General features: G+C 66.6%; 22 protein-coding genes. 18 read left to right on the forward strand and 4 right to left on the reverse strand.

All coding sequences use genetic code 11. The annotated features are described in order from the left end of the window. Positions 1-7: 7 nt before the first annotated feature. Both prpF and ACILRJ_RS08820 read left to right on the forward strand, forming a co-directional pair. The gene (gene prpF / locus ACILRJ_RS08815; protein ID WP_395682477.1) at positions 8-1,192 is read left to right on the forward strand and encodes a 2-methylaconitate cis-trans isomerase PrpF; all 1,185 of its coding nucleotides are present in this window, start codon (positions 8-10) and stop codon (positions 1,190-1,192) included. 239 nt (positions 1,193-1,431) lie between these two features. Then, positions 1,432-2,586: an OmpA family protein gene (locus ACILRJ_RS08820; RefSeq protein ID WP_395682479.1), complete on the forward strand. Its 1,155-nt coding sequence runs from the start codon at positions 1,432-1,434 to the stop codon at positions 2,584-2,586. A gap of 278 nt (positions 2,587-2,864) precedes the next feature. Here the strand turns inward: ACILRJ_RS08820 and ACILRJ_RS08825 are convergent, their stop codons facing one another. Then, entirely contained in the window at positions 2,865-3,665 is an 801-nt protein-coding gene (locus tag ACILRJ_RS08825) for an inositol monophosphatase family protein (RefSeq protein WP_395682480.1), read from the reverse strand. Between the two features lie 74 nt (positions 3,666-3,739). Between ACILRJ_RS08825 and ACILRJ_RS08830 the strand changes: the two genes are divergently transcribed. Further along, positions 3,740-4,501, forward strand: a complete 762-nt coding sequence (locus ACILRJ_RS08830; RefSeq protein WP_395682482.1) for an RNA methyltransferase — start codon at positions 3,740-3,742, stop codon at positions 4,499-4,501. 66 nt (positions 4,502-4,567) lie between these two features. Here ACILRJ_RS08830 and ACILRJ_RS08835 read toward each other — a convergent pair whose 3' ends face one another. Beyond that, positions 4,568-5,881, reverse strand: a complete 1,314-nt coding sequence (locus ACILRJ_RS08835) for a hemolysin family protein (protein ID WP_395682484.1) — start codon at positions 5,879-5,881, stop codon at positions 4,568-4,570. Between the two features lie 251 nt (positions 5,882-6,132). Between ACILRJ_RS08835 and ACILRJ_RS08840 the strand changes: the two genes are divergently transcribed. After that, on the forward strand, positions 6,133-6,762 hold the full coding sequence (locus ACILRJ_RS08840; protein WP_395682486.1) for a DUF47 domain-containing protein: 630 nt from the start codon (positions 6,133-6,135) through the stop codon (positions 6,760-6,762). Between the two features lie 28 nt (positions 6,763-6,790). Then, the gene (locus tag ACILRJ_RS08845; protein ID WP_395682488.1) at positions 6,791-7,924 is read left to right on the forward strand and encodes an anion permease; all 1,134 of its coding nucleotides are present in this window, start codon (positions 6,791-6,793) and stop codon (positions 7,922-7,924) included. Positions 7,925-8,042: 118 nt separating this feature from the next. On the opposite strand, the gene ACILRJ_RS08850 is transcribed toward ACILRJ_RS08845, so the two are convergent. After that, positions 8,043-8,447, reverse strand: coding sequence for a hypothetical protein (locus ACILRJ_RS08850; RefSeq protein WP_395682490.1), 405 nt, complete (start codon positions 8,445-8,447; stop codon positions 8,043-8,045). Positions 8,448-8,524: 77 nt separating this feature from the next. Here ACILRJ_RS08850 and ACILRJ_RS08855 point away from each other — a divergent pair, with 77 nt between their 5' ends. From ACILRJ_RS08855 to ACILRJ_RS08915, 13 genes are all read left to right on the forward strand, one after another. Further along, positions 8,525-8,902, forward strand: a complete 378-nt coding sequence (locus ACILRJ_RS08855; RefSeq protein ID WP_395682492.1) for an MGMT family protein — start codon at positions 8,525-8,527, stop codon at positions 8,900-8,902. Between the two features lie 208 nt (positions 8,903-9,110). Further along, the gene (locus ACILRJ_RS08860) at positions 9,111-10,988 is read left to right on the forward strand and encodes a DUF1800 family protein (protein WP_395682494.1); all 1,878 of its coding nucleotides are present in this window, start codon (positions 9,111-9,113) and stop codon (positions 10,986-10,988) included. Positions 10,989-11,037: 49 nt separating this feature from the next. Next, entirely contained in the window at positions 11,038-12,510 is a 1,473-nt protein-coding gene (locus ACILRJ_RS08865; protein WP_395682496.1) for a DUF1501 domain-containing protein, read from the forward strand. Positions 12,511-12,517: 7 nt separating this feature from the next. Next, the gene (locus tag ACILRJ_RS08870; protein WP_395682498.1) at positions 12,518-12,889 is read left to right on the forward strand and encodes a plastocyanin/azurin family copper-binding protein; all 372 of its coding nucleotides are present in this window, start codon (positions 12,518-12,520) and stop codon (positions 12,887-12,889) included. A 134-nt stretch (positions 12,890-13,023) separates the two neighbouring features. Beyond that, entirely contained in the window at positions 13,024-14,091 is a 1,068-nt protein-coding gene (locus ACILRJ_RS08875) for a M35 family metallo-endopeptidase (RefSeq protein ID WP_395682500.1), read from the forward strand. A gap of 162 nt (positions 14,092-14,253) precedes the next feature. Then, entirely contained in the window at positions 14,254-14,898 is a 645-nt protein-coding gene (locus ACILRJ_RS08880; protein WP_395682502.1) for a rhomboid family intramembrane serine protease, read from the forward strand. 51 nt (positions 14,899-14,949) lie between these two features. Further along, complete coding sequence (gene folC, locus ACILRJ_RS08885; protein WP_395682505.1) at positions 14,950-16,278, forward strand: bifunctional tetrahydrofolate synthase/dihydrofolate synthase; 1,329 nt, start codon at positions 14,950-14,952, stop codon at positions 16,276-16,278. A 148-nt stretch (positions 16,279-16,426) separates the two neighbouring features. Then, positions 16,427-17,350, forward strand: coding sequence for an SPOR domain-containing protein (locus ACILRJ_RS08890; protein ID WP_395682507.1), 924 nt, complete (start codon positions 16,427-16,429; stop codon positions 17,348-17,350). 109 nt (positions 17,351-17,459) lie between these two features. Then, a complete protein-coding gene (locus ACILRJ_RS08895; RefSeq protein ID WP_395682509.1) occupies positions 17,460-18,026 on the forward strand; it encodes a CvpA family protein in 567 nt (188 codons plus the stop codon). A gap of 11 nt (positions 18,027-18,037) precedes the next feature. Then, positions 18,038-19,516, forward strand: coding sequence for an amidophosphoribosyltransferase (purF, locus tag ACILRJ_RS08900; protein ID WP_395682511.1), 1,479 nt, complete (start codon positions 18,038-18,040; stop codon positions 19,514-19,516). 148 nt (positions 19,517-19,664) lie between these two features. Further along, positions 19,665-20,483, forward strand: coding sequence for a ferritin-like domain-containing protein (locus ACILRJ_RS08905; protein ID WP_395682512.1), 819 nt, complete (start codon positions 19,665-19,667; stop codon positions 20,481-20,483). Next, entirely contained in the window at positions 20,480-21,682 is a 1,203-nt protein-coding gene (locus tag ACILRJ_RS08910) for a hypothetical protein (protein WP_395682514.1), read from the forward strand. The genes ACILRJ_RS08905 and ACILRJ_RS08910 overlap by 4 nt, the downstream gene beginning before the upstream one ends. After that, complete coding sequence (locus ACILRJ_RS08915) at positions 21,679-23,100, forward strand: hypothetical protein (protein ID WP_395682516.1); 1,422 nt, start codon at positions 21,679-21,681, stop codon at positions 23,098-23,100. Before ACILRJ_RS08910 ends, ACILRJ_RS08915 begins: the two co-directional genes overlap by 4 nt. Here the strand turns inward: ACILRJ_RS08915 and ACILRJ_RS08920 are convergent. Further along, the gene (locus ACILRJ_RS08920; protein WP_395682518.1) at positions 23,058-24,209 is read right to left on the reverse strand and encodes a glycosyltransferase; all 1,152 of its coding nucleotides are present in this window, start codon (positions 24,207-24,209) and stop codon (positions 23,058-23,060) included. The two genes, ACILRJ_RS08915 and ACILRJ_RS08920, sit on opposite strands and share 43 nt — an antisense overlap. Positions 24,210-24,213 lie beyond the last annotated feature (4 nt).

The raw sequence follows: 24,213 nt of genomic DNA on the forward strand, positions 1-24,213 counted from the left end.
TCCACCCATGAGCCACAAGCCACAAGTCTGCATCTCCGCGACCTATATGCGCGGCGGCACGTCGAAGGGCGTGTTCTTCAAGCTCGACGATCTCCCTGAAGCCGCGCGCGTGCCGGGCAAGGCGCGCGATGCGCTGCTGCTGCGCGTTATCGGCTCGCCGGATCCCTACGGCAAGCAGACCGACGGCATGGGCGGCGCGACATCGAGCACCAGCAAGGTCGTGATCATTTCTCCTCCGTCGGTGCCGGATCACGACGTCGATTACCTGTACGGCCAGGTGCCGATCGATGACGACTTCATCGACTGGAGCGGCAACTGCGGCAATCTGTCGTCTGCAGTCGGACCATTCGCGATCGGCAATGGACTCGTCGATCCATCGCGTGTCCCGCGCGACGGCATGTGCACGGTGCGCATCTGGCAGGCGAATATCGGCAAGACCATCGTCGCGCATGTGCCGATGACGAACGGCGAGGTGCAGGAAACAGGCGACTTCGAACTGGATGGCGTGACGTTCCCTGCGGCCGAGATCGCGCTGGAGTTTCTCGATCCCGCCGACGAGGGCGAGGAGGGCGGTGCGATGTTCCCGACCGGCAACCTCGTCGACGACCTCCACGTGATCGGTGTCGGCATGTTCAGGGCCACGCTGATCAACGCAGGCGTGCCGATGGTATTCGTCGATGCCGCCGCGCTCGGCCATGACGGTACCGAACTGCAAGCGACGATCAACGAGGACAAGGCCATACTGGCGAGGCTGGAGGCTATCCGCGCCGCCGGGGCGCTCCGCATGGGCCTGATCGGGGACGTGGCAGAAGCGGCTAAGCGGCCATTGACGCCCAAGGTCGCGTTCGTGGCCCCGCCGAAGGACTACGTTTCATCCAGCGGCAAGCCGGTGCGTGCGGCCGACATCGACCTGCTGGCACGCGCGATCTCGATGGGCAAGCTGCACCACGCGATGATGGGCACGGCCTCGGTCGCAATCGCCACCGCGGCGGCGGTGCCGGGAACCCTCGTCAACCTCGCGGCCGGCGGCGTAACCCGTGACGTGGTCCGGTTTGGCCACCCTTCCGGTACCTTGCGTGTGGGCGCGGACGTGAAGCAGGTGCAAGGGCAGTGGGTCGCAACCAAGGCGGTCATGAGCCGCAGTGCCCGTGTCCTCATGGAAGGGGCCGTGCGCGTGCCGATGGATGCGTGAGCCGGCGGTGTCCACGGACCTGGCGCAGCTGAATGCGCCTTAACAGCATCTTCACAAACGGGTTGGCGGCGGGTCGAATGCTTGGCTAAACTGCCGCCCAGCCACCCGGCCCATGCTAAAGTGTTAAGCGCTTGTTTCCTTCGTCTTGTCTTTGACCTAGACTTGGGTAGGAGTGTCAGCGTCCTGCGGACTTTGGGCGGGCACGCGTTTGAACCAAAACGAGAGAGGAGTCCTCCAGAATGAAACGTAATGCCCTTAGTGCGCTCATCGCCCTGGCGCTCGTCGGCGGTAGCACCGTCGTGCAGGCCCAGGATTTCGGCAACTGGTACATCGCCCCGCGCATCGGCGCGAACTTCTCCGACAGCAGCCGCGAAACCGACACCTCGGTGTGGGGCGGCGTCGGCGTGGGCGTGTGGGTCAACCCGCACCTTGCCGTCGATTTCGAATACACGATCAACAATGCGAAGTTCGACGACAGCTCCTGGCGTCGCGGCCATGAGTGGGAAAGCGTCGGCCTCGGCGTAAGCGGTCGCTGGTTCTTCGGCGACGAAGGCGCGCAGTGGCGTCCGTACATCATGGGCGGCCTCGGCGTGCTGCGCCATGCGGCCTACTCGGGTTATCGCCTGGCCGCGATCGGCTACCACGAGAATGGCTGGGATCCGATGGCCACGATCGGCGGCGGCATCCAGTACAACCTGTCCGACAACATGGCCCTCCGCGGCGAGCTCGCGGCGCGTTACGACCACGACAACAACACGCGTGGCAACCTGTCCCATGACCTCGGCTACAACATCAGCCGCGAGAGCGGCTACGTCGACGGCATCGCCAGCGTTGGCCTCGTCTACAGCTTCGGCCATGCCGCTGCTGCAGCGCCGGCTACCCCGGCCACCCCGCCGCCGGCGGCCGACTGCCACGCGATGGACGACGACCACGATGGCGTCAACAATTGTGACGACCGCTGCGCCGACACGCCGGCCGGCACGATCGTCGGCCCGGATGGCTGCCCGCAGAAGGTCGTCATCGACCTGCGCGGCGTGAACTTCAAGTTCGACCGTCCGAAGAAGGGTGAGCACAATATCGACCCGACCCTCGCGGTCCCGACGTCCGACTCCATCGCGATCCTCGACCAGGCGGTCGACGCGCTGAAGCGTTACCCGGACATCAAGGTTGAACTCGACGGCCACACCGATTCGGTGGGTACGGACCAGTACAACCAGGGCCTGTCCGAGCGTCGTGCGCAGATCGTGGCCGACTACCTGACGGGGCACGGCATCGACGCCGGCCGCATCACCGCGGTCAAGGGCTTCGGTGAGAGCGCGCCGATCGACACCAATTCGACCAAGGAAGGCCGTGCGCGCAACCGCCGCACCGAGCTTAAGGTCGAGAACCCGTAACAAGGGTTCGCTTCACGCGTAACGAAAAAGCCCGGCTCACGCCGGGCTTTTTCTTGATGTCCATGGATGGACTGAATGTCGCGTTCTCCGGCACTCCGGGCGCCAAGAACACTTCCCACATCCCTGTGGGTCGAAATGCAGGAGCAGTTTTCGGCTTGATGTCCATGGATGGACTGGATATCGAAAATGCAGGAGCAGACTCCGATGGCATGCAGGGGTCGGCGCCCCTGCGCGTTCGGCGCGACATCAGCCAGCAAGCTCGGCTCTGTGTCGCTGATTCAGCGCGCCAGCACCGGCGTCACTTCGGGTGCCATCGTCTTAACCATCGCGTTGGCGACGTGCACGTTGCCGGCGACGAGGTTGCCGGTCTCCGGGATGCCGTCTCGACCGGTGAAGTCGCAGTAGCGCCCGCCCGCTTCGCGCACCAGCAGGCAGCCGGCCGCCATGTCCCAGGTGTACAGGCCGATCTCGAAATAGCCATCGACGCGTCCCGCGGCGACGTAGGCGAGATCCAGCGCGGCCGATCCTGTGCGACGGATGTCCTCCGCCTCGCCAAGCAGCGCGCGCGTCATGCCGAGCTGCGCATCCAGATGGCGCCGCTGGCGATACGGAAAGCCGGTCACGAGCAGGGCGCCGCCGAGGTTCTCGCGTTTGCCGACGCGGATGCGGCGATCGTTGAGATAGGCGCCGTCGCCCTTGCTGGCGGTGAACAGCTCGTCGCGCAGCGGGTCGTAGACGACGCCGATCACCGGCTCGCCGCCTTCCAGCAAGGCGATCGACACGCAGAAATGCGGGAATCCGCGCAGGTAGTTGTGGGTGCCGTCGAGCGGATCGATCGCCCAGACGTTGCGCGACTTGCCGATCTGCCCGGATTCCTCCGCGAGGATCGCATCACGCGGATAGGCGCGTTTGAGTTCGCGTATGATTTCCGCCTCGGCCATCTTGTCGACTTCCGAAACGTAGTCGTGGCGCTGCTTCTCGATGACCTCGAGGCTGTCCAGGCGGTTCATGTAACGCAGGATGATCTGGCCGGCGGCGCGCGCGGCGCGCACCGCCACGTTGACGGCGGGTCTGGGCATGGCTGGTTCCGCTGGACGGAGTTGGAAAGAACGAGGCGCGGTCGACCGCGCTGGCGCGCGAGGTTAGCAGATTGATGGGATCACCGCTCGACCGCATCCGTTTCGTGCTTGTGCGAACCGCGCATCCCGGCAACATCGGCTCGGCTGCCCGAGCAATCCGCACGATGGGCTTGCGGCGTTTCTCGTTGGTCGCGCCGCAGGCGTTTCCGCACGCGGAGGCGACCTCGCTTGCCGCGGGGGCGACCGATGTGCTGGACGGCGCCCAGGTCGTGTCGGAGCTGCCGGACGCGATCGCCGATTGCCGCCTGGTGCTCGGCGCGACGGCGCGCCGACGCGGCGTCGTGATCGAGGAATTCGACCCGCGCAGCGCGGCGCGACGCGTGCTCGACGCCGCTTCGGCGGGGCAGGAAGTCGCGTTGTTGTTCGGCAACGAGCGCTCTGGCCTCGACAACGATGAAATCAAGTATTGCCACGGGGCGATAACGATTCCCGCCGATCCGACCTATTCTTCGTTGAACCTGTCGCAGGCGGTGCAGGTCGTTGCGTGGGAGTTGCGCATGGCTTGGCTGGCCGGCATCGAATTCGACGCCGATGCCGAAACGGCGAGTGGCGAGCGGCCGAGTTCGGCCCAGATGGACCAGTTCTTCGCCCACCTCGCGCGCACGCTCGACGCAATCGAGTTCCACAAGGGACGTTCGCCGGATCGCATCCTGTGGCGCCTGCGTCGCCTGTTCCTGCGCGCATCACCGGATCCGCGCGAGCTGCGCGTGCTGCATGGCATCCTTGCCGATGCCACACGCATGGCGGAGATCGCGAAAGCGAAGGCTGGGGGCTGATGGCTTCGAAGCGCCGCTTTGGCTCTTGGTTGCACGTCGCAGGCTGCGGCACGCTGGAGCCAGCCCTCAGCCCTCAGCACTCGGCCCTTCCACCCGCGCTATCAGCAACTTGTCGATGCGCGCGCCATCGAGATCGACCACCTCGAAGCGGAAGCCGTTCCAGCGGAAGTGCTCGCCCGGCTGCGGGATGCGCCCGAAATGCGCCATCACCATGCCGGCGGCCGTGCGGAAATCGTGGTCATCCTCGTTCGGCAGCTGGGTCAACGCGAGGAGTTCACGCAAATCGTCGGTGCCGACGCTGCCATCGACCAGCCAGCTGCCATCTTCGCGCTGCACGATCGGGTGTTCACGCGTCTCGGCGAGCACCGCCGCGCTGGTGCCGACCACCGCGGCGAGCAGGTCATTCAGCGTGACCAGTCCTTCGATGTCGCCGTACTCGTCCACGACCAGCGCAAGCGGCGCATCCGCGTCACGGAATTCTTCCAGCAAGTCGAGCGCGCGCGCAGTGCCGGGAACGTAGAGCGGCTCGCCAAGCGTCGCGAACAGGTTGGTTGGCCGGTCGGCGACCATACGCCCGATCACGCGCTTCACCTCGAGCACGCCGAGGATTTCCTGCTGGTCGCCGCGGAACACCGGGTACCGCGAATACGGCGTCTCGCGCATGACCTCGATGTTGTCCGCGAGCGGCGCGGCGGCGTCGAGCCAGGCGATGCGCGTGCGCGGCGTCATCACGCTGTCCACGCTGCGATCGCCGAGGCGCAACACGCGATTGACCATGTTGCGTTCGTCCGAATCGATGACGCCCTGGTCGGCGCCTTCGGCGACGAGCAGGCGTATTTCCTCCTCGCTGACATGGCCGCGGCTGCCCCGGTCCATGCGCAGCAGATGCAGCAGGGCGCGCGTCAGTGCGATCAGCACGAACGCGAACGGCGCGGCGAGCCAGGTCATCAGACGCATCGGCAGCGCGACCGCGACCGCGAATTTTTCCGGGTCGACCAGCGCAATGCGCTTGGGCGCGAGTTCGCCGAGGAGCATGTTGAGGAACGTGATGCCGGCGACGCTGAGCGACACGCCGATCGCCATGCTGTAGCGGTCGAGCCAGGGCAGGTCGAACGCGTCGAGCGCGATGCCGATGCGGTCGCCGATGTCGGCGCCGAGCGCAGCGCCCGCGCTGATCTGCAGCAGGGTGATGAAGACCTGCACGGTCGCGAGGAAGCCTTCCGGTTGCTGCATGAGGTCGAGCGCTGCCTGCGCGCGCCGGCTTTCGCGGGCCAGTTGCTTGATGCGGCTGCGGCGCGCGGTCATCAGCGCCATTTCGCTGAGTGCGAAGAAACCATTGCACAGCGCCAGCACGATGACGAGGACGAGCTCGATCAGCATTCCCGGCGCCTGTTCGCGTGTGATCCGCCGTGCGGCGGCTGGTTCGGCATGGGGCGCGTGTCCGGCATGGGCGGCGAGTGTAGCAATGTCGGCGCCTGGGGGCGCCGCGGCGGCGCCACGGCGCGGTAACGCTGCTGTAACATGCGCGGGTCGGGGCGCGCGGATTGGAGCTGCGCCCCGCTCGCGACCCGCTGACTGCGCGGGACCGCTCAACCCTGCACCGCGATGGCGGTCGAGACGACAGGACACGCATGTTTTCCCTGCAGACGATCTTCGGCAAAGGCGACAAGTTCTATGGCTTGCTCGAGGCGAGCGCCGAGGCCGCGCACGAGTCCGCCACCGCGCTGGTGCACATGTTCAGCGCGCTGCCGAAGGCGCCGTCGCTGGACGAGTTCGTGCTCGCACGCAAGCGCGAGAAGGCACTCACCGCGCAGATCAGCCAGGAGCTGGTCAACACCTTCGTCACCGCGCTCGATCGCGAGGACATCGAGGCGCTGTCGGCTGCGTTGAACAAGATCACCAAGGCGATTTCGAAATTCGCCGAGCGCTATTCGCTCGCCGCGGACCGCCTGGGCGACATCGATTTCGCGACGCGCGCGGCATTGCTCGAGAAGGCCGCGGAGGTCATCAAGCAGATGGTCGGCCAATTGCGCAAGGGCATGAACCTGGAAGCGATGACCACGCTCAACGATCGCATGCAGGCGATCGAGAGCGAAGCCGATCGCCTTCTGCTGGAGCTGTACCGCGATCTGTACGGTGGCCGCCACGAGCCGATCCGCATCCTTCTGCTGAAGGACCTGTTCGAGTTGCTCGAGAAGGCGATCGACCGTTGCCGCGATGCCGGCAACGTCGCTTACCAGATCGTCCTCAAGAATTCCTGACCGCGTCGCCGCCGAGCAAGGATCGTCGATGGAGCTGACCCTCGTCCTGCTGGTCGTCGCGGTAGCGCTGGCCTTCGAATACATCAACGGTTTTCACGACACCGCGAACTCGATCGCGACCGTGGTCGCGACCAAGGTGCTGAGTCCAGGCCAGGCGGTGCTGCTTGCCGCGGGGACCAACCTCATCGGCGCGCTGCTTGGCACCGCGGTCGCGAAGACGATCGCTTCCGGCCTGATCGACACCAACCTCGTTGCAGTCACGCCGATCGTGCTCATCTGTGCCCTGCTGGGTGCGGTGATCTGGAACCTCATCACCTGGTGGTGGGGGCTGCCGTCCAGTTCCTCGCATGCGCTCGTCGGCGGGCTGTGCGGCGCCGCGCTGGCCGCCGCGCACGACAACTGGAATGCAATCATCTGGGTGCAGGGCGGCACGCACTGGTGGGGCGAGAAAGGCGTGCTGCCGAAGGTGATCGTGCCCATGGTGACTTCGCCGGTCGCCGGCTTCGTGCTCGGCCTGCTGTTGATGGGCCTGTTGTTCTCGCTGATGGAAGCGCTCGGTTCGAGCAAGGGGCCGTTGCAGCGGTTCGGTCGCACGCGCTTCGCGAACGCATTTTTCGGCAAGGCGCAGCTCGTTTCGGCGAGCGCGATGGGGTTGTCGCACGGCATGAACGACGCGCAGAAGACGATGGGCATCATCGCGCTCGCGCTCGCGACGGCGACCGCCTCGGGCACGCTCGACCACATGCCGTCGTGGCTGCATTTCCTGCGCATCGAGGAGGATGCGGGCAAGCAGTTCGAGATCGCGATGTGGATCAAGATCCTGTGCGCGCTGGTGATGGCGGCCGGCACCGCGGTCGGTGGCTGGCGCATCATCAAGACGCTCGGTCACAAGATGGTCAAGCTGCATCCGATCAACGGCTTCGCCGCGGAGACTGCGTCAGCCAGCGTGATCCTGACGGCGTCGCATTTCGGAATCCCGGTTTCGACGACGCACAACATCTCGGCCGCGATCCTCGGCGTCGGCGTCGCCAAACGCGCGAACGCGATCCGCTGGACGATCGTCGAGCGCATGGTCTGGGCATGGATCCTGACCTTGCCGGTCACGGCCGGCATCGCCTGGCTGCTGGTGCGCGCTGCGCGCCTGCTTGGCTGGATCGGCTGAACGAGTCAGTGGGGGCGGGAACGGCTGCAGCCGTCGTCCCTTTCATCAGGGCCGCGCACGGGAAGGATCGCGGCCGCTGGCGGAGCCGACGAAGCCCCAAACGCGCGCCACGCCTCGTTCAGAACGTGTCGCCACCGTTCGAGATCGCCTGTTCCATCCGGTCGCCGAGCGCGCCGAGTTCTTCGATCACGCGGTCGATTTCCGTGGCCGTCAGCAAGCTGTAGGGGCGGTTTTCGCACAGGTGCAGGTAGGGCGAGCCTTCGAGGTCGCTGATTGCGAGATAGCCGGTGCGTTGTTCCCAGTTGAAGCGCAGGCAGCGCGCGCCGTCGACGCCGGTATAGGGGCCGATCGGGGTCGAGACGCGCAGGTACTTCGCGCCCTCCTCATCCTCGAGTTCGGCGAGGTACAGGCCCTGGTGGCGGCCGCTGGCGAGGGTCAGGTCGAAACTGATCAGGTATGGATCGTTCGTGCGCAGCGCGTGCTGGCTGCCGACATGGGAGCGGATCTGTTCGAAACTCTGCACGGCGGGGCTCCGGTGGGCATGACCGGTATGCTAGTGGGGCGTGTCGCAAATAGCATCCTGAAATTTCCAAGTCGCCGGTGAAACCATTGCGCGCCGAAATTCCCCCCGAGCACGCGGCGATCCGCCGCGTGATCGAATCGATCCCGCAAGGCCGCGTCAGCAGCTACGGCGAAATCGCCGCGCGCGCGGGCCTGCCCGGGCGGGCGCGACTGGTCGGGCGCGTACTTGGCGACGCGGGCGCCGAGGCCGCCCTGCCGTGGCAACGCGTGCTGCGCTCGGACGGGCGCATCGCATTTCCGCCGGGAACCCGGGCGTTCCGCGCGCAGGTGCGCCTGCTGGCCGGAGAAGGGGTGCTCGTGCGCAACGGGCGCGTCGATCTCGCGTTGCACGGCTGGGAGCGTGACCTTGACAGCCAGCTGTGGGGCCCGGGAGTCGCGGCGGCGCCTGCAAATTGATCCTGCATTGCGACCCACGTGGATGTGGGAAACACACGCTGGCGCCGGGAGCGCCGGAAGGCAGGCATGCCGACCATCCATGGTCATATTCGTGCGCACGGTCACACGTTCCGCGCCGCGGCATTGATGCGATTGTCGACTGCGTCATGCACCGGTCGCTTTGCGGCGAAGTAGAGTGGAGCCGGGCTTGATCGCGCGGGAGATGGGCATGTTCACCATCGCACTGGGGTGGCGGGGGGCGGTCGCGCTCGTTCTGGTCGCTGCATCGCAGGCCGCCATGGCGCAAAGCCACTTGCCCGAGCAGGTTTTCCGCTCCGGTTTCGAGGGGGTCGCGAGCGGTCCATCGAACGACGCCGAAGCCGCGCGTTTCCTCGCCCAGGCCAGTTTCGGCGCAAACGACGCGGACATCGCGCACCTGCGCACGGTCGGCTACGCAGGCTGGTTCAACGAACAGTTCGCCGCATCCGGCTCCACCCAGACGCACTATCTCGATTGGGTGCAGGGCCTCGTCTGTCCTGTCGACGATGCCGACTGCAACACCGTTGCCGAGTGGGCGCATACGCGTCTGGAAATCTGGGCGGTCAACGCGCTCGGCACCCCGGATCCGAGCCGTGCAGGCGCGCTGCCCGGCGATCAGCTGCGCCAGCGTGTCGCGTTCGCATTGAGCGAGATCTTCGTGGTCTCCAACAGCAACGGCACGCTTGCCGGGCAGCCGTGGGCACTGGCGAGCTATTACGACATGCTTGCGGCGAATGCGTTTGGCAACTACCGCACCTTGCTCGAGGACGTCACCCGACATCCCGCAATGGGCGTGTTCCTGAGTTCGATCCAGAACCAGAAGGCGAACGCGGAGGAGAACATCCATCCGGACGAGAACTACGCGCGCGAGATCAACCAGCTGTTCTCGGTCGGCCTCGTGCAGCTCAACCCGGACGGCACGCCCAAGCTTTCCGGCGGGCAGCCGATTCCGACCTACGACCAGACGACCGTGCGTGGATTCGCGGCGGTGTTCACCGGCTGGGACTTCAACAGTGTCGGTTGCAGCGTCGACTACCAGGACGGTGTGCCGCTGTGTTGCAACAACCCCCAGAATCCTGACCAGTATTTCTACTGCGGCCCGGCCAATTCCGACGATCTTGCCTGGCAGTACCCGATGGAGCCGGTCGAGTACTGGCACGACAGTACCTCGAGCAAGCAGTTGCTGACCTACCCCGGCGTCGCACTGGCGAATGGCGTGCTGCCGCCGGGCAGTGCGTCGACCGAGATGGCGCAGGCGCTCGACAACATCTTCCACCATCCCAACGTCGGGCCGTTCGTCAGCAAGCGCCTGATCGAACGCCTGGTCATGAGTAACCCGCCGCCAGCCTACGTGCAGCGTGTCGCGCAGGTGTTCAACGACGACGGCAGTGCGTCGCATGTGCGCGGAAACCTCAAGGCGGTGGTGAAGGCGATCCTGCTCGATCCCGAGGCACGCATCGGCCATTGGCAGCACTACGCAACCTACGGCAAATTGCGCGAGCCGCTGCTCAAGCTGACGCAGATCTGGCGCGCCCTGCATGCGCGCACGCCGACCGGCGATCCGGTCCGCAGCGGACGCATCGGCAACCTGCAGCCCTGGCCACCGATCATCGACATGATCGGCGAGGCGCCGCTGTATTCGCCGACGGTATTCAACTTCTTCAAGCCCGATTTCGCGCCGCCCGGCGAAATGCGCGGCGCCGGCATGGTCGGGCCGGAGTTCCAGATCCTCACCGACACGACCTCGACCGCGCTCGCCAACATGCTGTTCCACGAAGTCTTCTGCAACTACACGGCGAGCGATCGTTGCTGGGGCAGCGATTTCTCGAACAACCTGCAGATGAACGAGGATGCCGACGCGGCGCTTGCGGTCAGTTCGCCCGCTGCGCTGGTCGACCGCTACAACCTGTTGTTGATGAGCGGGCAGATGTCGCCCTTCATGCGTGGAGTGATCGTCGCGCGCCTGAATCAGATGCAGGCCGGCGACTACGATCATTTCGGTCGGGCGCGCGTGCAGGAAGCCTTGTACCTGATCCTCACCTCGCCCGAATATTCGATCCAGAAATGAGCTTTGCACCGCGCCAGGGTCATCGCACCAATGCGCTGAGGACCACACCATGCACGTGAACCGTCGTGAATTCCTCCGCAAGAGCCTGTGCGCCGCGCTCGGCGGCGTGAGCGTGCATTCGGCGCTTGGCAACCTCAAGCTGATTTCGGCCGCCACCGCCGCGACGCGTTATTCGTTCAGCGACTACAAGGCCCTCGTCTGCATCTACCTTGGCGGAGGCAACGATTCGTTCAACACGATCGCGCCCTGCGATGCGACCAACTACGCGATCTACGCCGGCACGCGCCAGGGGCTGGCCCTGCCGCAGGCGCAACTGCTGACCAATTCGCTGTCGCCGCTCGCGGGCGGCTTGCCGAGCGACGGAGCGACCTATGCCATGCACCCGGCAATGGGCGCGTTGCGCGGACTTTTCAACACCGGCAAGGTCGCCGTGGTCGCGAACGTCGGTACGCTGGTCGAGCCGATCACGCAGCACGAATACCAGAACGGCCTGAAGCCGACTCCGGCGCAGCTCTATTCGCACGACGACCAGACCAACCAGTGGCAGACGTCTCGCCCTGATGATGCCAATGCCGACGGCTGGGGTGGTCGCGTCGCCGACATGTTCGCGAGCGCGAACGCCGGCCAGTTGCCGATGAGCATCACGATGTCCGGCATCAACCGCTTCCAGCGCGGCAATGTCGTCAACCAGTACGCGCTGGACTCGTGGGGCGCCAGCGGCATCGCCGCCGGCGCACCTGCCGACGGCGACTTCAGCGTGCCCGGCATGAACTACCGCGGCGACGGCCCGGAATCATGGCTGTTGCCGGCGGATGCCGGTCGCGCGGCCGCGTTCGATGCGCTGCGCGCGAGCGGTGGGCAGGGCAACATGCTTGAGCGCGCGTTCGCGGACTCGACCAGTCGCGCGATCGCGAATGCGACATTGATCAATGCCGCGATGGTCGGCACGCGGCTGGCCACGCCGTTTCCGGACACCGACCTCGGCAACCAGCTCGCCGCGGTCGCGCTGATGATCAAGGTGCGCGCGTCGCTCGGGATGAGCCGCCAGGTGTTCTTCGTCTCGGTGGGCAACTACGACACGCACGGCACGCAACTCACCGACCAGAATTCCAACCTCGGCGAGCTGTCCGATGCGCTGGCAGCGCTGCATGCCGCATCGGTCGAAATGGGCATCGAGAACGGCGTGACCGCATTCACCGCCTCGGACTTCGGGCGCTCGCTCGCGATCAACAGCGACGGCACCGACCACGGCTGGGGCGGGCATCATTTCGTGGTTGGCGGCGCGGTGCGCGGCCAGCGCTTCTACGGCACCATGCCCAAGCTCACGCAGTACGACGAAAGCCAGCCGAACAACGGCAATCCCGATGACACCGGCTACGGCCAGATCATCCCGACCATAGCCGTCGACCAGTATTCGGCCACGCTGGCGCGCTGGTTCGGCGTCGACGCCGGCGGTATCGCCGACATCTTCCCGAACGTCGGACGCTTCAATGGTGGCGGCAACCTCGGCTTCATGCTCTGAGGTGGCGATGCGCGCGCTGGCCCTTGCCCTGGCGTTACTTGCCGCCAATGCGCAGGCGCGCACCTTCGTCGTCACCGCGAACGAGGACATGACGTTCACGCCAGCGCAACTGACGATCTACCAGGGCGACGTCATCCGCTTCGTGAACGGCGGCGGCCTGCACAACGTACACGCCGACGACAACAGCTTCATCTGCGCACTCGACTGCAACTTGCACGGAGCGCCGAGCAGCCAGCCCTGGCAGGTCTCGCGCACGTTCAACCGCCTCGGCGACATCGGCTACTACTGCGAGCAGCACGGCGACCTCACGAGTGGGATGCGCGGTTCGATCACGGTGATCGACCGCCTGTTCGTCGACGGTTTCGATCCGGCAGGCTGAACCGAATCCACTTTGCTGCACTGCCGCGTTACGGCCGTGCGGACTGTCGACAGACTCCGCGCGCGGCTTGGGGAGCCGTGCGATCGCCGACATCGTCGGCCTCGCTTCCAACCACTCGAGGGAGAGCGACCAACATGCGTAAGGTCTTGCTGGGATCCTTGTTGCTTGTCTGTGCGTCCGTCGGCACCGCATTTGCGGCAACCGGCAACGTTTCGGTCCGTCTTGACGCGTCGGCCAAGGCAGCCGATATCGGCAGCGGCAAGCTGGTGTTCACGATGACGAACGACAGCGCTGCGGCGGTGCATGTGCTGCGCTGGCAGACGCCGTTGGACGGCGTCACCTCCGACCTGTTCGACGTCGAACGCGACGGGGTGGCGGTCGACTACGTCGGCCCTATGTACAAGCGCACCGCGCCGCAGGCGAAGGACTACATCGAGCTGCAGCCGGGCGCCGCGCGCACGGTCGAGGTCGACCTCAGCACGTTCTACGACATGAAGGCCGGCGGGCAGTATTCGATCCGTTACGCGCGTGATGCGCAGAGTGCGTTGCTCGAAGCGGATCAGGCGGCGAAAGCCGGCGTCGCCGCGACGGCGGCGATCGAAAGCGACACGACGACCCTGTGGATCGACGGTGCGCCCGATCCCCTCGACGACAATGAGGCAATGAAGAGTGGCATCGGCCTATTCGCCGCCACCAACAGCTTCGTCAGCTGCAGCAACACGCGCAAAACGCAGTTGGCGACCGCGCGCAATTCCGCGGTCACGTACGCGACGAATGCGAAGAGCTACCTCGACGCCGGCACCCGCGGCACGCGCTACACCTGGTGGTTCGGCAGCTACACGAGCAGTCGCTATTCGACCGTGCGCACCCACTTCACGAACCTCCAGAGCGCATTGTCGAGCCAGCCTTACACATTCGATTGCACCTGCACGGACAGCGGCACCTATGCGTACGTCTATCCGACCCAGCCGTACCGCGTGTACCTGTGCGGCGCGTTCTGGTCGGCGCCGAACACCGGTACCGATTCGCGCGCCGGCACCCTGGTGCACGAGTCGAGCCACTTCAACGTGGTCGCCGGCACCGACGATTGGGCGTACGGCCAGTCGGCCGCCCACAGCCTCGCCAACAGCAATCCGGCGCACGCGGTCGACAACGCCGACAGCCATGAGTATTTCGCCGAGAACAATCCCGCCCGCAACTGACGAGTGCTCATGCGCAGGACGAGGGGGCCGCCCACGCGGCCCCTTCTATTTCCGCGGATGGAGCACAAGATTCCGGTGTTGGAGCAGTGCCAGAGACATGCCCCTGTTGCAGGTCCGACGAACCGCTTTGCGCGCACGTGTCGCCTCAGGTGACAATGCGGCATGCCCACCCACACGCCCCCCGTCACGCGCGCGCTGTTGATCGCGAACGCGCTGGTCTATCTATTGCAGATGTTGCTCGGCGATGCGGCCCCGCCGTATCCGCTGACCGTGCCGTTCGCGCTGTGGCCGCTTGGGCCATCGCCGTATTCCGACGTGCCGGGATTCGAGCCGTGGCAGCTCGTTACCTACGGCTTCCTGCATGGCAGCGTCCCGCACATCGCGTTCAACATGCTCGCGTTGTGGATGTTCGGTGGCCCGATCGAGGAACTTCTCGGCACGCGTCCGTTCCTGCTCTATTACTTCACCAGCGTGGTTGGCGCGGCCCTGACCCAGCTGATCGTGATGTACCTGTTTCCGCAGGGCTATTTTCCGACTCTGGGCGCATCCGGTGGCGTGTTCGGCCTGCTGCTCGCCTACGGCATGATGTACCCGCATGCGCGCATCCTCGTGTATTTCGCAATCCCGATGCCGGCGTGGCTGTTCGTGACCGTGTACGGCGTTCTGGAACTGGTACTCGGCGTGACCCGCACCCAGGCCGGCGTCGCGCACTTCGCGCACCTGGGCGGGCTCGCTTTCGGCTTCGTGCTGTTGCAATACTGGCGCGGCCGATTACCGTGGAAGCCGCGGCGGATATTGATGCGGTGAAGCAGTGATTCTCGATTGGTGATTGGAAGAAGTGGCAAGCGGGAGACGAGTGTGGCATCAGGAGCTGCCTCAACTCACCAATCCGGTGCAAAGCGCAGCCTTCCCGACTGGCTCGACCATCAGCAGCGCGTCCATCCGCGTGCGATCGAGCTTGGCCTGGACCGCGTGCGCGAGGTCTGGCGGCGGCTCGGTGCTCCGGCTCCTGCGCCCATCGTGGTCACGGTCGGTGGCACCAATGGCAAGGGTTCGACGGTGGCGTTCCTCGAAGCGATGCTGGGCGAGTCCGGCAAGCGCGTCGGCGCGTACACCTCGCCGCACCTGCTGCGATACAACGAACGCGTGCGTGTCGCCGGGGTCGATGCCGGCGATGCCGCGTTGATCGATGCGTTCGAGCGCATCGAGGCCGCGCGTCTGGCGGATCCGGTCGCGCCGGTCGCGCTGACCTATTTCGAGTACGGCACGCTGGCGGCGCTGTGGATCTTCGCGCACGAGCGGCTCGATGTCGCGCTGCTCGAAGTCGGTCTCGGTGGTCGCCTCGATGCGGTCAACCTCGTCGATGCGGACGTGGCGATCGTGACGACGGTCGACCTCGATCATCAGGACTGGCTCGGCAACGATCGCGACGCCATCGGGCGCGAGAAGGCCGGCATTTTCCGCGTGGGGCGTCCAGCGATCGTGGGTGAGTCCGATCCGCCGTCTGCCTTGCTCGAATACGCGACACGGCTTGGCGCCGACCTGCGCCGCGCCGGGCGCGACTATGTGTTCGACGACGCGGCACCCGACTGGCATTGGCGCGCCGATGCGACCGAACTCGTGCTGCCGAGACCGCTTCTGGCGGCCCCGTGCCAGACCGGCAATGCGGCGGCGGCGATCGCGGCGCTGCACGCGTTGCGCGATCGGCTGGACTGGAATCCCGCGGCGATCGCGCAAGGCGTGCGCACGGCGAAGATTGGCGCGCGCCTGCAACGGTTCGCCGGAGCGCCCGAACTGGTCGTCGATGTCGCGCACAACCCGCAGGCGGCGCGCATGCTCGCTGCGTGGCTGCGCAGCGAACCCTCGAGCGGGCGCACGATCGCCGTGTTCGGCGCGCTCGGGGACAAGGACATCGATGGCATCGTGCATGCCTTGGCGCCGTGCATCGACGCCTGGTACCTGGCCGGACTCGAGCGCGACTCGCCGCGCGGCCTGTCGGCGCAGGCGTTGCGCGAACGGATCGGCGCGCGCATAGCGCCCGAAGCGATCGCGTCCGTCGGCGAGGACATCACCCAGGCGCTTGCGCTTGCCTTTGCGCAGGCGATGCCGGGCGACCGCGTGGTGGCGTTCGGATCGTTCATGGTCGCCGCACCGGCGCTCGAGTTCGCGGCGACACGCGCCTGTTGAGGGGGGCGAAACTTCGAATTCCGGTACCCCCGTTCGCGTTGGGCGCCACTCGCGCGGCGAGCGGAGTCGAAACGCCATCCGTTCGATGCCGTTCCTTCAGACGGCGCGGGTATAATCGCAGCGGTCATCCGAAGCGGACCGGTGATCCATGGATCTGTCGTTGAAACAGCGCCTGCTGGGCGCCGCCGTGCTGATTGCGCTGGCGGTGATCTTCGTGCCGATGTTCATGTCGGGCTCCGCGCCGCAGAAGTCTGCCGAGATGGAGACGTCCAGTCTCGCCATTCCGCCGGCGCCGGATCGCGAATTCGACAAGCGCGTGCTCAGCGTCGATCCGGCGGCGACAAACCCGATCGCGCCGAGTGGTGCCGATGCCGGCAAGCCCGCGGCGGGTGAGGGCGCTGCCGAGCCGAAACCGGTTGCGCCCGCGCCTCCTGCACCGGTTGCGGCGCCGCCGCCGGTCGGCGCGACTGCGGTGGCGCCACCGCCGAAGCCGGCTGTCGCCGAGACGCCGAAACCGGTCGAGTCCGCGCGGCCCGTGCCGGGGCAGGCGGCCAGCGGGCGCTACTACGTGAACCTCGGCGTGTATGCGACCTCCCGCAATGCGCAGGATCTCGTCGCGAATCTGAAGAAGAGCGGCTTCGCCGCATCGACCGAGCCGGCCGACTACCAGGGCAAGCCGGCCGAACGGGTGCGGGTCGGGCCATTCGTCGATCGCGCTGCCGCGGAAGCGACGCGCTTGCGCATCAAGCAGGCGCATCCGAGCGTGCCCGGGAGTGTCATGCAGCTCGCCGAGGACGCCAAGGGAGACGCGCCGGCAAGTGCGGTGCCTGCAGGGCGCGCTGGCGCCTGGGCGGTCCAGCTCGGCGCCCTGAAGACCGTGGAGGATGCGAACAAGCTGCGCGACCGGGTCAAGAACGCCGGCTTTGTCGCCTTCGTCGACAAGATGGAGGCGAACGGCGCAACGCTGTGGCGAGTGCGCGCCGGCCCCGAAGTCGATCGCGCCGCGGCGGAAAAGCTGCGCGCCGGCATCAAGGACAAGCTCAAGCTCGACGGCATGATCGTGACGCAATGAAGCGGGGACTGCGGATTCGGGATTCGGGATCCGGGAAGGCAGTTCCCGACAGGGGGCGCGTCCCGCTTTTTCAAATCCCCAATTCCGGATCTCCAATCCCGGCCGCCCGATGAACTGGCTCGACTACGCGATCATCGCCGTGCTCGGCCTGTCGGTGCTGATGGGCCTGTGGCGCGGTTTCATCGGCGAAGTGCTCGCGTTGGCGGTGTGGGCATGCGCGTTCTGGGTCGCATGGTTGCTCGGTCCGGCCCTTGCGGAACGATTTTCCGCCAGCATATCGACGCCATCGGCGCGGGTGATCCTCGCCTATGTTCTGTGCTTCGTCGCGGTGCTGATCGCGGGTGCAATCGTCGCGTTCCTCGTACGCAAGCTGGTCGAGGGCAGCGGATTGTCCGGCAGCGACCGCCTGCTCGGCATGGTGTTCGGCCTCGCGCGTGGGCTCGCGCTGGTCGTGCTGACCGTGCTGCTGCTCGGTTTCACCCCGTTTCCTCGCGATCCGTGGTGGCATCAGTCACAATTGCTGCCTCGCTTCGAGCAGGGCGCACAATGGCTCGCGGCGCGCCTGCCGACCGAGGTCGCGCGCTACCTCGAACCGATGCAGGGCGCCTTGGCGCCGCTCGCGCCCACAGCAACGAACGGGCGGCCGCCGGCGGCTCCCGCAACCCCTTCCAGCTGAAGTATCGAATCATGTGCGGAATCATTGGCATCGTCGGAAAGTCGGAAGTCGCGTCGGCGCTCTACGACGCACTCACCGTCCTGCAGCATCGCGGCCAGGATGCCGCCGGCATTGCCACCGTCGATGGCAACCGCCTGCGCTTGCACAAGGGCGCGGGTTTGGTGCGCGACGTATTCGACGAGACGAGCATGCTCGGCCTGCGCGGCAGCGTCGGCATCGGCCACTGCCGCTATCCGACCGCCGGCTCGGAAGGTTCGGCCGAGGCGCAGCCGCTGTACGTGAATTCGCCCTACGGGATCGCGCTGGCGCACAACGGCAACCTGATCAACACCGATGCCCTGCGGCGCGATGTGTTCGAGGACGACCGCCGTCACATCAACACCGATTCCGATTCGGAGGTGCTGCTCAACGTGCTCGCGCACGAATTGCAGATCCAGGACCGGCGCGTGTTGAGCGCGGACCACATCTTCAAGGCTGTTGCCGGCACCCATGCGCGCTGCATCGGTGGTTATGCGGTGGTTTCGATACTGCTCGACTACGGCGTTCTCGCGTTCCGCGATCCGCACGGCATCCGCCCGCTCGTGCTCGGCGAGCGCGACACCGCGTCCGGCAAGGAATACGCGGTTGCGTCGGAGTCGGTCGCACTCGACATCCTCGGTTTCCGCCTGTTGCGCGACGTCGCGCCAGGCGAAGCGGTGCTGCTGACCCTCGACGGCAAGCTGCATGCGCGCCAGTGCGCCGAGCCGGCGCTGCATGCGCCGTGCATCTTCGAGTACGTCTATCTCGCGCGTCCCGATTCGATGATCGAGGACGTCTCCGTGTACAAGGCGCGCCTGCGCATGGGCGAGAAGCTCGGTGAGAAGATCCGTCGCCTGCTGCCCGATCACGACATCGATGCGGTGATCCCGATCCCGGACACCTCGCGCACCGCCGCGGGACCGCTCGCGCAGGCGCTCGGTGTGCCGGTGCGCGAGGGGTTCGTCAAGAACCGCTACATCGGCCGCACCTTCATCATGCCGGGGCAGAGCGAGCGGGTTAAATCGGTGCGCCGCAAGCTCAATCCGATCGGACTCGAGTTCCGCAACAAGAACGTACTGCTCGTGGACGACTCGATCGTGCGCGGCACGACCTCGCGGCAGATCATCCAGATGGCCCGCGAAGCGGGGGCGCGCAAGGTCTATCTCGCCTCGGCGGCGCCGCCGGTACGTTACCCGAACATCTACGGCATCGACATGCCGGTCACCGCCGAGCTGGTCGCGCATGGCCGCACGGTCGAGGAGATCGAAAAGATCCTCGGTGCCGACAAGCTGTTCTACCAGGACCTCGACGACCTGATCTGGGCGGTGCGCGACGGCAACGAGAACCTGGCCGCGTTCGACACGTCGTGCTTCTCCGGTGAATACGTCACCGGGGTCGAGCCGACCTATCTGCGCGATCTGGAATTCGCGCGCTCGGACGACGCCAAGTCGCAGCGGCGTCAGGCCAGCTGAATCATCCATTCAGGTGTGCATCATCCGGAACCGTGCGTCCGGTCCGTGCCGTCGTGCGCGTCGGTCATGGATAATGCGCGACGCGCACAGCGACGCGCGGGGCGGCCCGGACGGGTTGCCCTCGATCCGGCAAGGAGGTGCAAGGCACATGGCCAGCGGCGCGAAGATGAATGTGTTCGATGCGGCCGCGCAGTGCCTCGCGTGCACGGATGTCGCGCGCAAGATCGCGTCGACCCGCGCGACCGCGGCCGCATTCCGGTCGGGCGAGCTCCCCCTCGATGCGGTGGCCGCGCCACCGACGGCGATCGGGATTCCCGGACGCCCGCAACGACCGCAGCTCGTTTCACCGCGCAAGCTCGCGCAGCGCGGACTTGGTTCCGCGGAGGGCAGGGCAGCGCTGGTCCATGCTGTCGCGCATATCGAATTCAACGCGATCAATCTCGCCTGGGATGCGGTGTACCGTTTCCGCGGCATGCCCGACGAGTACTACCGTGACTGGGTGCAGGTCGCCGACGACGAGGCGCGCCATTACGCGATGCTGGTCGCGCGTCTGGCCGAACTCGGTCATGCCTACGGTGACTTCGACGCCCACGACGGATTGTGGGACATGGCTGTGCGCACCGCCGATTCCTGCCTTGCACGGATGGCGCTCGTGCCGCGCGTGCTCGAAGCGCGCGGCCTCGATGTCACCCCCGGGATGATCGCGCGCCTGCGCGCGGTCGGCGACAACGAAACCATGGTGATCCTCGAGACGATCCTGCGCGAGGAAGTCGCGCACGTCGCCGCCGGATCACGCTGGTTCGCCTGGTGCTGCGAACGCGAGGGCGTCGACTCCGCTACAACCTTCCATCGCCTGCTCGAACAGCACATGCGCGGCAGCTTGCGTGGGCCGTTCAACGTCGATGCGCGCCTGCGCGCCGGCTTCAGTGCCGCCGAACTGGCGCGGCTTGGCGAAATCGCCGCATGACGGCGTCGCGCTGGCGCTACGTTGCGTTCGCTGCCGCGCTCGGCACTGGGTGGCTGTTGCTGCTGTGCTGGGCCGCTGCGCTCGGTCCGCGCATGCCGCTGGCGCCGGCACACACTCACTCGCTGCCTGGCAGTCGGTATCACGCCGCCTTCGGCAGGGCGACTGCCGATGCGCAGCAGTTGCGTGTCGAGTCGGCCGACGACGACTATGCCGCGTTGCAAGTGACGTCCTTGCCGGAGTTGGATGCCGCCGACTATCCGATCCTGAGCTACGAGTTCGCGGACTTTCCGCGTACGCTCGAATTGTCCCTCGTGTTCCGTACCCGCGAAGCTCCAGAAGATGCGCAGACGATTTCGCTGCCGGTACCTTCGGGCGGTCGCATGACGTTCGATCTGTCACAGGTGGACGCTTGGCGCGGGAGGATCATCGAGCTCGGCTTCGCGCAATTCCCGGTCGCGCAGCTGGTGCCTCCGGAAGAAGGTTTCCGACCATTTGTCCTGCGCGGCGCGCGGCTCGAGTCGAACTCGTGGCGCGGGCGGATCGCGGCGGCGTGGTCGTCGTGGTTCACCCACTCGCCGTGGCAGCTCATCTCCGTCAGCGCGATTGGACCGGGCGGAACGGGCGATGCAACTCCGCATGTGCCGCGCCTGCCGCTGGTGCTTGCACTCGCACTCGGGTTGTTCGGCGCGCTCGCCCGCCTGTTGCTGCGACTGCGCGGCGCCCATCTCATGCGTTGCATGCTCGTGACGGCCGCGTTGGCGTGGATCGCGCTCGACCTCGTGTGGTTGCGCGAGCTGGACTATCGTCGCGCGGTCGACCGCGACATCTGGGGTGCGGTCCCGTATGCGCTGCGCCAGGATCATGTCGCCGAATCGAACATGGTTGCGGCTGCCTATCGCTTGCGCAACCTGCTTGCCAACGCGCCGCGGACGACGCGCGTGCTGGTCAACGCGGAGTCGCCGCACGATGTGCTGCGGCTGATCTACCTGATGGCGCCGTTGAACACGAGCGGCCTGGGTGCCTTTCTGGTGTCGTCGCCGGGTCGCGTTGCCGAGGGGACGGTGCTGGTCAACTACGGCGTGGATCGGCCGCGCCCCATCGGCGGCGTCATGCGGATCGGACCCGGGCGCGTGCGCGTGCGGGTGCTCGATCGCAACCAGGATCTGACCGTGTATCGCGTGGAAGCGGTGATCCGATGAATGTCTTGCCGGCCTTGATGATCTGGCTCGTGCCGCTGCTGTTCGGCAGCGGACTGTGGGTTGCCGTGGTCGGCTGGCCGCGGCGTGCGCATGGGCTGGCGACGATTCTTGGCGGCGGCTGGATTGTCGGCGTCCTGCTGTGCGGTCTCCTGATGCAGCACGTGGCGGCGGAGCTGTCGTCGTCCGCGCTGCGCGCCGGATCGATCGCCGGGCTGATCGGCATCGGCGGCTGGATCGTGGCGCGGCTGTGGCGGAGGGCGGGCGATGTCGCGCCACCGGTTCATCCGGTCGGCTGGAAAGGACGTGCCCTCATTGCTTTGGTGCTCGTCGTTCTCGCGTGGCGCGCATGGCTGTTCGCGACCGACATCGCGTTGCATCCGACCTTGCCTTGGGATGCATGGGCGGTCTGGCAGGCCAAGGCAAAGGCGTGGGTGCTGGCCGGCCACGCTGCGCCTTACGTTCCGTTCTCGCGCTGGCTGTCCGAGCCGCAGGCGGACTTGCGCACGGCCGCTGCCTGGAGCTACCCGGAACTGCTGTCATGGACGATGACCTGGTTCGCTGCCAACGCGGGCTGGATCGAGCCATGGATCAATCTGGCGTGGCTCGGGTTGTGGGCGGGTTTGCTGGCGGCCCACTACGGGCAGTGGCGCGCGCTCGGTGTTCGAACCGTGCACGCAGCTGCCGGCGTCTATCTGCTCGGTTCGCTGCCATTGCTCGATGCACATGTTGCGCTCGGCGGGTACGTCGATCTCTGGCTGGCGGCGCTGATGTCGCTGGCCGGCCATGCATGGTTGCGTTGGCGCGATTCGCGCGATGCCCGACAGTTGCTGATCGTCGTCGGTGTCATCGCGCTGTTGCCGATGCTCAAGCTCGAAGGCGCGGTGTGGAGCATCGTGTTCGGCGCGTCGTGCGTGTTCGGCGTACTGCCGCGGCGCATGCGCGGCCGCCGATTCCTGATCGGTGCCGGGGTGGCGATTGTCGCCATTGCGCTGTGCGTCGCCTTGCGCGTGCCGTGGGTGGAGGTGGCGCGCAACTACGCGCACGGCAGTCTCGTGTTCGACGCTGCCCAGGTGGGCAAATCGTCGCGCGCGCTGGCCAACGCGTTGTGGGGCCAATGGAACTGGAACCTGCTCTGGTTCGCGTTGCCGGTCGTGCTGGTGTGCAAGCGCGATTGGCTGCACACGGCGACTACGCGGCGCCTGCTGGCGTTGGTTGCGGTGCCGCTGCTGCTGATCGGCGGCCTGTTCGCATTCACCACGGCTGCGCGGTACGCGCAAAGCTATTCGGCGGTCAATCGGCTGTTGTTGCAGCTGACGCCGTTGCTGGTGAGTCTGCTCGTGCTGGCATTGTGGCTGCCGCGCGATGTGGCGGCGGATCAGGGCGTCGGTGCCGAGCCCGGCGACAGCAGGCCGGAGTAGATCGCGCGCGTCGCGCGCGCCGACTCCGCCAGCGTGAATCGTTCCATCCAGCGACCATGGCCGGCCGCGCCGAAACGCGCGCGCAGCGCCGGATCGCGCATGCGTTCGATCGTCGCCGCCAGGGCATCCGCGTGGCCCGGTTCGACCAGCAGGCCGGTATCGCCGTCGACGACGACTTCACCGACGCCCGAACCGCGGATCGCGCTCGCGACCACCGGCAAGCGCGCGCGCATCGCTTCCAGCAGCACGAGGCCGAACGCTTCGCCACGGTCCAGCGAAGGCAGCACGAACAGGTCGGCGCCGGCGTAGGCGCCGGCGAGCGTCGCGTCGTCGACGTCGCCGGCGAACGCGATGCGCGACTCGATGCCCTCGCTCCTCGCCAGCGCGCGCAACTCGCGCGCGCATTCGCCATCGCCGACCAGCAGCAGGCTGGCGTCGGGTACGCGGGCAAGCGCCTTCAGCAGGACGTCGAATCCCTTGTAGCGGCCGAGACGACCGACCGCGAGCAGGCGCAGCCCGGAGGCCGGCCACAGATCCGGGCGCGCCGCGCCGGCTTCGACCGCATCGATGCCCAGCGGGACGATGGCGACTTTTTCTTTCCAGCGTGCGAGCGCCTGGCTTGCGTGAAGATAGGACTGCGAGGTCGCGATGATCCAGTTCGCGCGCGCCAGCATCGCCTGCTCGAACGGACGATAGAACCGGTACGCGATCCGCAGGCGCCAGTCCGGTGCGTCCGGCGGCACATCGGCGTGCCAGTGCACGATCCATGGGAGCCGGCGCGCAGCGGGAAGCAGCAGTGCAAAGAAGATCGATGGATTGGGCAGGTGCAGATGGAGCAGGTCCGGCCGGAACTCGCGCACTGCACGCGCGAGTTCGCGCGGAAAGCCGGGACCCAGCGGCGTATACAGCGGTGCGGCGAGGCAACCGACGCGCCGGACTTCGACGCCGTTGATGGAATCGCGCGCATGCGCGCGGATGCCTGCGGGCTGGTGCACCAGCACGCAGGTTTGGTCGCCGTCGCGTACTGAAGCCTCCGCCAGCGCCTGGGTGTGGCGCTCGATTCCACCGCGCTGCGGTGCGTAGTACTTGCCGACATGCAGGATGCGCATGGAC

It is taken from the genome of Dokdonella sp., from assembly GCF_044227025.1.
GTDB lineage: Bacteria > Pseudomonadota > Gammaproteobacteria > Xanthomonadales > Rhodanobacteraceae > Dokdonella_A.